Origin of the sequence: Aneurinibacillus sp. UBA3580 (genome assembly GCF_002375825.1) — a bacterium.
GTDB lineage: Bacteria > Bacillota > Bacilli > Aneurinibacillales > Aneurinibacillaceae > Aneurinibacillus > Aneurinibacillus danicus.
In genome coordinates, this window is sequence record NZ_DFMZ01000004.1 from 61,544 (window position 1) to 70,007 (window position 8,464).

The 8,464-nt window shown below is 49.8% G+C and carries 10 protein-coding genes; all 10 read left to right on the plus strand.

The genetic code is table 11. The annotated features are described in order from the left end of the window. On the plus strand, nucleotides 1-275 hold a 275-nt coding region (locus B2899_RS00570), incomplete at its 5' end, for a DUF1146 family protein (protein WP_349679030.1). A gap of 75 nt (nucleotides 276-350) precedes the next feature. Beyond that, nucleotides 351-1,145 carry a YwmB family TATA-box binding protein gene (locus tag B2899_RS00575; RefSeq protein WP_146811560.1) on the plus strand — a complete coding sequence of 265 codons (795 nt, stop codon included), beginning with the start codon at nucleotides 351-353 and terminating at the stop codon, nucleotides 1,143-1,145. A 23-nt stretch (nucleotides 1,146-1,168) separates the two neighbouring features. Then, complete coding sequence (gene murA / locus B2899_RS00580; protein WP_146811558.1) at nucleotides 1,169-2,512, plus strand: UDP-N-acetylglucosamine 1-carboxyvinyltransferase; 1,344 nt, start codon at nucleotides 1,169-1,171, stop codon at nucleotides 2,510-2,512. Nucleotides 2,513-2,717: 205 nt separating this feature from the next. Further along, the gene (spoIID, locus tag B2899_RS00585; protein ID WP_286883244.1) at nucleotides 2,718-3,731 is read left to right on the plus strand and encodes a stage II sporulation protein D; all 1,014 of its coding nucleotides are present in this window, start codon (nucleotides 2,718-2,720) and stop codon (nucleotides 3,729-3,731) included. Nucleotides 3,732-3,819: 88 nt separating this feature from the next. Next, nucleotides 3,820-4,557, plus strand: coding sequence for a M23 family metallopeptidase (locus B2899_RS00590; RefSeq protein ID WP_146811553.1), 738 nt, complete (start codon nucleotides 3,820-3,822; stop codon nucleotides 4,555-4,557). 130 nt (nucleotides 4,558-4,687) lie between these two features. Then, nucleotides 4,688-4,975 (plus strand): sporulation transcriptional regulator SpoIIID, encoded by a 288-nt coding sequence (gene spoIIID, locus B2899_RS00595; protein ID WP_146811551.1) that lies wholly within the window; start codon nucleotides 4,688-4,690, stop codon nucleotides 4,973-4,975. Nucleotides 4,976-5,053: 78 nt separating this feature from the next. Continuing rightward, on the plus strand, nucleotides 5,054-6,079 hold the full coding sequence (locus B2899_RS00600) for a rod shape-determining protein (protein WP_146811549.1): 1,026 nt from the start codon (nucleotides 5,054-5,056) through the stop codon (nucleotides 6,077-6,079). Between the two features lie 269 nt (nucleotides 6,080-6,348). Next, the gene (locus B2899_RS00605; RefSeq protein WP_146811548.1) at nucleotides 6,349-7,242 is read left to right on the plus strand and encodes a flagellar hook-basal body protein; all 894 of its coding nucleotides are present in this window, start codon (nucleotides 6,349-6,351) and stop codon (nucleotides 7,240-7,242) included. Nucleotides 7,243-7,258: 16 nt separating this feature from the next. Next, complete coding sequence (locus B2899_RS00610) at nucleotides 7,259-8,107, plus strand: flagellar hook-basal body protein (RefSeq protein WP_146811546.1); 849 nt, start codon at nucleotides 7,259-7,261, stop codon at nucleotides 8,105-8,107. A 4-nt stretch (nucleotides 8,108-8,111) separates the two neighbouring features. Further along, nucleotides 8,112-8,372, plus strand: coding sequence for a DNA-directed RNA polymerase subunit beta (locus B2899_RS00615; RefSeq protein WP_246147390.1), 261 nt, complete (start codon nucleotides 8,112-8,114; stop codon nucleotides 8,370-8,372). Nucleotides 8,373-8,464: the final 92 nt, after the last annotated feature.

Genomic DNA, 8,464 nt, shown 5'->3' on the forward strand with positions numbered 1-8,464 from the left:
AACGCCCGCGAGTTTTTCTTATTGGGCTAATAGAAAGGGGGGAAGGGAAAATCATGGCGATCGCCGGAATTATTAATATTTTACTTTCGCTTGTGTTTATTGCATTGAGCTTCTGGGCGTTGCAGGCGTTCCGTTTTGATTTATTTGTCAGCAATCCCAAGGGACCGCAGTCCAAGTTGCTGCAGATTCTCCTATCCATTGTCATCGGACATAATGTTGCTTCATTTTTCGCCGATTATTTCGGATGGACACAACTGCTGCGGCAATTTTTCTAGGTGTCAGGCGGTATAGGCCTCCCGTTTTTCGCGCAGAATGAATAGTAAACAAGAGAAACGGGAGAGGGATATAAAATGAAAACGAAGGAAACGGGGAAGTATACCCTGCTGCTTGCGGCGTTTGCACTCATTATGATGCTGGGCTATCCGGTGCTGGCCGGTACAGCTTCATCCTCCGCTTTACGGGAACAGACGGTGGAGCGTGCATTTGCTGATGCGTCCGTTCTGCTTGGTGCCGTCAAAGCGACAGGTGCTCGGGTAGAAGAAATTCAGGTGCGAATGAAGTGGGATGGCTTTCGTTTTCAAACCGCGCAGGAAGCAGAGATTTTTTTGCAAGCCATTGCCAAAACCGCAAATATTGACACCTGGAGGAAAGAGGAACAGGATGGCATTCGCATATATCGCGGCGAGAGCACAAACGGTGCAGGAATGGAACAGAAAATCTACGTAACCCTTCATTCTCCGAGGGAAAAAAATGAAATTACCGGCGGTTTAGGATTTACGTTCCGGGGTAAAGAAAACCAGGTACCGTTAATCAAAAACATAACCGCAGACTATGTACGGAATGTCATAAATAGTTCCGAACTACCGCAATTTATCTCTTGTATCAGAGGAAAATTTAGTGGTAAACTGGAAAATGACTTGCAAAAGAAGAAAGCCAGCCAGTTGCTGGCTTCTCTGGAAGGAACAATGGTCGAAAGTCTGGAAGAAGAAACGGTCCTTAGCTACTCAGCTTATTCGCCCCAAGTTAATACAATGATTGAGACGAACCATCGATCCATGAACTTGCAAGTTGCAATGCATTATGACACATATATGCAAGGAACGATGATAACAGCAGGAATACCAATAATTACAGCGGAATATTAGCAGGACGCGGGGGGAAATGTAACGTGGACAAGATCATTATCCGAGGTGGACGACGTCTATCCGGAAAAGTACGGGTACATGGCGCCAAGAACGCCGTATTGCCCATCATTGCAGCATCGATTTTGGCAGAAGAAGGTACGAGTGTAATCCATGAGGTACCTGGATTAGATGATGTGTATACAATCAGCGAAGTCATTCGTGCACTAAATGTGAACATACAATACGATAGTAAAGCTGAGACGCTGACGGTGGATGCTACGAACCTGTCAGAGGTGGAAGCGCCTTATGAGTGGGTTCGCAAAATGCGTGCCTCTTTCCTTGTAATGGGCTCTCTTCTGGCACGTAAAGGCCAGGCGAAGATGCCGCTGCCGGGCGGATGCGCCATTGGTTCGCGGGGCATTGATCAGCACCTGAAAGGCTTTGAAGCGATGGGAGCAAAGGTGGAGATCGGCCAGGGCTATATTTATGCCAGCGTGGAGGGTCGGCTGAAGGGAACGAAGATTTATCTCGACATCCCGAGCGTAGGCGCGACCGAAAATATCATGATGGCGGCAGCGTTAGCCGAAGGCACGACCATCATTGAGAACGTGGCACAGGAGCCGGAGATTGTCGATCTGGCGAATTATTTAAATGCAATGGGCGCGCGCGTGCGCGGAGCGGGAACGGATACCATTCGCATTGATGGTGTAGAACGTCTGACTGGTGCCGTACATAGCGTCATTCCTGACCGGATTGAAGCAGGAACTTTCATGGTGGCTGCGGCGATTACGCGCGGTGACGTGTTTATCGAGAATGCGATTACCGACCACTTAAAGCCTGTCGTAGCGAAATTGCGCGAGATGGGCGTAGTTATCGAAGAGACGGAGAACGGTGTTCACGTATATTGCGGGTCTGAACTGAAGTGTGTGGATGTAAAAACACTTCCGCACCCGGGATTCCCGACGGATATGCAGGCACAGTTTATGGCGGTTATGCTGTCCGCAAAAGGCAGCAGCATGATTACAGAGACGGTCTTTGAGAACCGCTTTATGCATGTGGATGAATTCAAGCGCATGGGTGCCGCCATCAAAATCGAAGGGCGTACCGCTGTCGTAAACGGCGAAGCCCGCCTGACCGGCGCGAAAGTGAAAGCGACTGACCTGCGTGCAGGGGCAGCGCTGATTCTGGCCGGTTTGATTGCAGAGGGCGAAACTGAAGTGACCGAGCTGCATCATGTGGACCGTGGCTATGTGGATATTGTCGGCAAACTGCGCGGGTTGGGCGCAGATATTGAACGCCACAATACGCCGGTTGTGAAGCTTGTTAAGGAAGAGAAAAATGACGATATGGCTGTAGCGGCTTCTTCATCAAAAGCCTCTCTTGCCTAACGATTATTTTTCAGATTTATATTAGCCTGTTTACCGAAAGACCCTCCGGGGAGCGCTGGCTCTCAGGAGGGCCTTTTTCTTCTCCGGATCTCATTTCCCCTATCCCCTCCTTCTTTTCTCACGATTTTCGTAAGCATACTCTCCTTTCTGCATGCATAGATTTCTAGAGATAAGTTGTCCGCCAGGCAGCCGGAAGGAGTGAGCCATGAAACCATTACTCTATATTGTCGCCGCTATGATTGCCATTCTGCTCGTTGTACCGTCAACGCTTGTGCTTATCTACCCGGACCCCGCTGAACCGCCGGCGCAGCATACCCGGGAAAGCCGGAGTTCGCCTGCCGCCAACAAAGCAGTAAAATATATCGACTTTTCCGTCCGTGTCTTTCGGGTAGAGAACGGTAAGATTGATACCGTGCCACTCGAAGATTATGTGACAGGAGTTGTATCCGGAGAGATGCCTGCCGAATTTGAGATGGAGGCATTGAAGGCCCAGGCGCTTGCGGCGCGAACGTATATTGCGCTTCGCCTCGCCAAAAAAGATTTCAGTGACGTACCGAAGGGTGCACATGTAACCGATACGGTAAAGCATCAGGTATATATGGATGAAAAGCAGAAACGGGAGCGGTGGGGAAGCTCCTATACATGGAAGGAAGCGAGAATCCGCCAGGCGGTGGAAGAAACGGCGGGACAAGTTCTGACCTATCAGAATGAACCGATTAACGCGACGTTCTTCTCTACCAGCAATGGCTATACCGAAAACTCAGAAGAATACTGGGGAAATACCATTCCGTATCTTCGCAGTGTAAAGGTGCCGTGGGATACCGCATCGCCGCGCTATCAGGAGACTGTTACGATGACGGTCGACCAGTTGGAGAAAAAGCTGAAAACAAAAATCGCCCAGCCTGCCGCCGCAGGGAGCGGAACATGGCAAAAAGTCATCTCACGCACGGTGGGACAACGGGTAAAAGAAATCAGAATTGGGGACAAGACATTTACCGGACGCAAAGTAAGAGAGCTTCTCGGGCTTAATTCCTCGCATTTTTCCTTGTCGATTGAAAAAAATCAAGTTATCATCCGCACACTGGGGTACGGTCACGGCGTCGGAATGAGCCAGTGGGGCGCCAATGGCATGGCGAAAGAAGGAAAGACGGCGGAAGAGATTGTCGCCTATTTCTATAAAGGCGTAAAAATCGAAAGCGGGGAGAAATGGCTGAAGTGAAAAAGTTTCTTTCTTTATACAAAAAATTTCGACACCATGTTTATTCGCCTCATATCCTGTCAACACTGATCTCTGAGGTGATAAAACAATGGATGAACAAAAAAAATCTACGAAATCTTCCTCACCAATCCAAAAAGTCGAGATTGGCGGATGGAAACGTTTATTCGGAAAAAAATGGATTTTTCCCGCAATGTACTTAGGGGCAGCCGCTATCATTCTCGCGGGCGTAATGTGGTATCAGAACAGCAAAGAATTCCCGGCCAATCCTGCACCGCAGAAAGCTGCGTCACAGGAACAATCGGCACCGATGCAAGTCACCGAGGGAACGAATGAGCAACCTGCTGTTCCGGTCAATGCCCCTGACAGCACGCTTGTCTGGCCGGCCAAATTGGAAGCTACCGAAAAAGTGATGGGTTTCTTCGATGATACATCCGACAAGAAAGCTCAGGAAGCGGCCCTTGTGCAGTATGACAATTCATACTGGCCGAACACTGGTATTGCTATTGCCGCCAAGGACAAAAAATCATTTGAAGTCACAGCCGCTGCAGCAGGCAAAGTCGTAAAATCCGAACGCGACCCGATGCTTGGCTACCAGATTGAAATTGAACATAAGGATGGCCTTTCTACCGTATACGCCAGCCTTGAAGACACGAAAGTAGACGTCGGTGATACGGTAGACCGCGGTGCTGTCCTCGGCATGGCCGGACGCAACGTATTTGAGAAAGATCTCGGCATCCACCTCCACTTCGAAGTACACAAAAACGGAGAAGCGGTGGCACCGGAACAATATCTGCCGAAAACGGACGATACGACTCAGGCAAAATAAAACGAAAATACGAGAAAACAAAGAAAAAAGGCTGATTAGTACATGCTATCAGCCTTTTTTCGCATATATAGACCCTTGCCCCAATATAATGTATCAGACCACTGACCAATTAGCTTAGGAGGCGAGAGGCGTGCACGATTACATCAAGGAGCGGACGATGAAAATCGGCCACTACATTGTGGAAACCCGGAATACCGTTCGCAAGATTGCCAAAGAGTTTGGCGTGTCGAAGAGTACGGTGCACAAAGACTTGACGGAACGGTTACCCGAGATTAGTCCTGAACTAGCAAACGAAGTCAAAGAAATTCTTGAATATCACAAATCTGTCCGTCATCTGCGGGGAGGGGAAGCGACGAAGATTAAGTACAAACGCAGAAGCAAATCATATCGAAAGGAGGAAGCGGAAGAGCTTGCCTAGGTAAAAATTCTCCTTGTGACAGGACAATATGCGTAGTACAATATTCTGATGATATAACAGTTACAGGGAGGCTCTCACATGTTGGGCAAAGATATGGGAATTGATTTGGGTACGGCCAACGTCGTCATCTATGTGAAAGGGCGCGGCGTTGTGCTTGATGAACCATCGGTCGTAGCGATTGATAGCATGACGAAGCGTGTATTGGCTGTCGGTGAGGAAGCGCGGCGCATGGTAGGACGGACACCTGGGAATATCGTCGCCCTTCGTCCGCTGAGGGATGGGGTGATCGCGGATTTTGAGATTACGGAAGCCATGCTGAATTATTTTGTGAAAAAGATAGGCGTAAAAGGATTCATGGCGCGGCCGCGCATCTTGATTTGTACTCCAACCAATATTACATCCGTTGAACAGAAAGCGATTCGGGAAGCGGCACAGCGATGCGGAGCGCGAGAAGTGTTCCTCGAAGAAGAACCGAAAGTGGCCGCTGTAGGCGCCGGAATGGATATTTTCCAGCCGTACGGCAATATGGTGGTCGATATGGGCGGTGGAACAACCGATGTAGCCGTGCTTTCCATGGGAGACATCGTCACCGCCTCTTCTATTAAGATGGCCGGGGACAAGTGTGACCTCGCGATTATAAAATATATTAAAGACAAGTACAAGCTTCTCATCGGCGAACGCACCGCTGAAGACATCAAGATTCAAATTGGTACCGTTTTTCCCGGATCGCGCAAGGATGAAATCGATATTCGCGGCCGCGACATGGTTACGGGCCTGCCGCAGACGATTACCGTTACGTCCGAAGAAGTATGTGAAGCGCTGCAGGAAGTCGCTCAGGCCATCGTTCTCGCTTCGAAAAACGTGCTTGAACGTACCCCGCCGGAATTATCCGCCGATATCATCGACCATGGCATCATGCTGACGGGCGGTGGCGCACAGCTGCACGGATTGGATCGCCTCCTGATGGAAGAGCTGAAAGTCCCTGTGATGATTGCAGAAAATCCGATGGCCTGTGTAGCGGTAGGAACCGGCATTATGCTGGAGAATTTGGACAAGTCCCCCCAGCACGCGCAGCGCAGGCTTAAGAAAAAGATATTTTCATAGGTATCCGTACTCATACTTTTTTTGGTATGATGTTGCTATAATATAAATCATTATCCATCGTTTTTTCGTGGTTTGAGGTAAGAAAACTCTCATGGCTTTTCAGCCGCAACCCCGATAGGAAAATCGAGGGAAGGGCGGCTGGCTTTTGCGGTACGAAGGAAAAGAGAGAAGAGAACGAGGGAATGATTTCAATGTGGAAAAAGGCAAAGACTTTTTTCTTCCCTTTTCTTCTTTCCTCTTAATTCTCATAGAAAAGTAAGGTGAAGAGTATGCTGCGTGGAATAGACGCCGCCGCTTCCGGCATGATTGCCAATCAGGCGCGGCAAGATGCATTAACGAACAACCTGGCGAACGTCAATACGCCGGGATACAAAGCGGATAACTCCACATTTCGCACATTCCCCGAACTGCTTTTGGAGCGCATTCGTGATACGAATGGGGGAGTAGCGGGGCTGCCCGCATTCCCGGGACCGAACCAGCTGATCGGCCGTCTCTCGCACGGGGTATACAACCAGGAACTCGTTCCGAATTTCGCACAGGGAGATCTGTTTGAGACGGGAAAAGTGCTGGATGTTGCGATCGTCGATCAAGGTTTGCCGACTGTAGATATCGGCGGCAGACAGGTGCAGCCGCGCATGTTTCTCGCTGTTCAGAAGCCGGGTGAGAACGGAGAGCCTGAGACATACTACACACGCAGCGGAAACTTATCCATGAACGAGGCCGGACAATTGACTACGATTGAAGGCTACCAGGTACTCGATGCCAATAATCAACCGATCGATTTGCGTGCGTTGCTGGGCAGTGCACCATTAAATAAACAGAATCTGCAGATCACACCTTCCGGACAGCTAATTGCGCCGGGTAACCCGAACGCGGTCCCTGTACAGTTGGGATTATATCGAATTGATGACGCTGCCGGCAGCCTGGAGAAAGAAGCGGATACCACGTTCCGCTATACGGGCCAGGGAGCACCGGTGTTGTATAATCCGGCCAATGATCCGGCCGTTTCGCTGAAGCAGGGATACATTGAGCGTTCGAACGTAGACGCGGGCAGGACGATGATTGACTTGATGACTGTGCTGCGCAGCTACGAATCGAACCAGCGGGTGCTGCAGGCGTACGATATGACGCTGCAGAAGTTGAACGAAGTCGGGAAAATTTAACGAGAAGGTGTAGGTTATGAATCACTCAATGATTAATGCCGCTTCCGGCATGCGAGCGATGCAGCTGCGTGTGGATACGATTGCGAACAACATAGCCAACTCTGATACGGTCGGATACAAGAGTCAGGACACCGCGTTCGCTTCCTTCCTTATCCGGCATTTAAATAATCAGCCATATGCCTACCATGAACCGAGCCGGCTTACACCGCCGGGGACTCGTCCGGGCTTTGGCGCAAAAGAGGCGGTAATCCAGACAAGTTTCGACCAGGGCGCAATAAAAACGACCGACATACCCACAGACTTATACCTGGAAGGGGAAGATGCGTTCTTCCGTGTACAGCGGCGGCAGGCGAACGGAGATCAGGCGACGCTGTTTACGAGAAACGGCAATCTCAAATGGATGCCTATAAATGGCGGAATGCAGCTGGTAACGGCGGCAGGCGATTATGTCATGGATAATGGCGCAACTCCGCAGCCGGTTACGATTCCGCAAGGAGCCACCCATTTTACCGTCAAGGCGGACGGACAGATTACGTACCGCTTAAACGGCGAGGAACAGATAGGGCCTCGCATCGGCGTATATAGCGTGCAAAACCCGAATATATTACACCCGGTCGGGGAAAATTATTACCAATTGCCGCAAGGGGCTCAGTTGAACGAATTTGCCCGATTAAGCAACGCGAACGGTGCAGCAATGACACAGGGTATCGCTGTACGCCAGGGTGGACTTGAGATGTCCAACGTCGACCTGCGCAAAGAGATGACCTCTCTTATAGAAGCGCAGCGGGCGCTCCAGTTCAATGCGCGGGCGCTGTCCTATAATGACCAGATGATGGACATTACCAATCGAATTTTTAGAGGTTGATAGAATGCCGGAACAACGTAAAACATTATATCCGGATGCCGCCGCACAAAGGGCGCCGGAGAAAAAGAAGTCTTCCGTAAAAAAGAGAGCGAAGAGCCGGGCAGGTATGCCGCTACTTTTGAGGATCATGCTTGTACCGTTTCTTCTTTTTATTGCCCTGCTGGCCGGACTTATTACAGGTTACAGTATTATTGGAAATGGTTCCGCTCTCGACGTGTTTGATTTAGAGACATGGAAGCATATGTATGACCTTGTGTTCGGGTAAAGGAACACTTTTCTTTTTCTGTGAAAATCGTGGGGAAAGAAGGAGAAAAGGGAGGAAAGAAGAGCCAGAGTAGAAAAAGGCGTTCGCCTTTT

Coding starts and splice junctions, on each gene's coding strand:
- B2899_RS00575 (WP_146811560.1), top strand. CDS start 351: ATGAAAACGAAGGAAACGGGGAAGTATACCCTGCTGCTTGCGGCGTTT.
- spoIID (WP_286883244.1), top strand. CDS start 2,718: ATGAAACCATTACTCTATATTGTCGCCGCTATGATTGCCATTCTGCTC.
- B2899_RS00590 (WP_146811553.1), top strand. CDS start 3,820: ATGGATGAACAAAAAAAATCTACGAAATCTTCCTCACCAATCCAAAAA.
- B2899_RS00600 (WP_146811549.1), top strand. CDS start 5,054: ATGTTGGGCAAAGATATGGGAATTGATTTGGGTACGGCCAACGTCGTC.
- B2899_RS00605 (WP_146811548.1), top strand. CDS start 6,349: ATGCTGCGTGGAATAGACGCCGCCGCTTCCGGCATGATTGCCAATCAG.
- B2899_RS00610 (WP_146811546.1), top strand. CDS start 7,259: ATGAATCACTCAATGATTAATGCCGCTTCCGGCATGCGAGCGATGCAG.
- B2899_RS00615 (WP_246147390.1), top strand. CDS start 8,112: ATGCCGGAACAACGTAAAACATTATATCCGGATGCCGCCGCACAAAGG.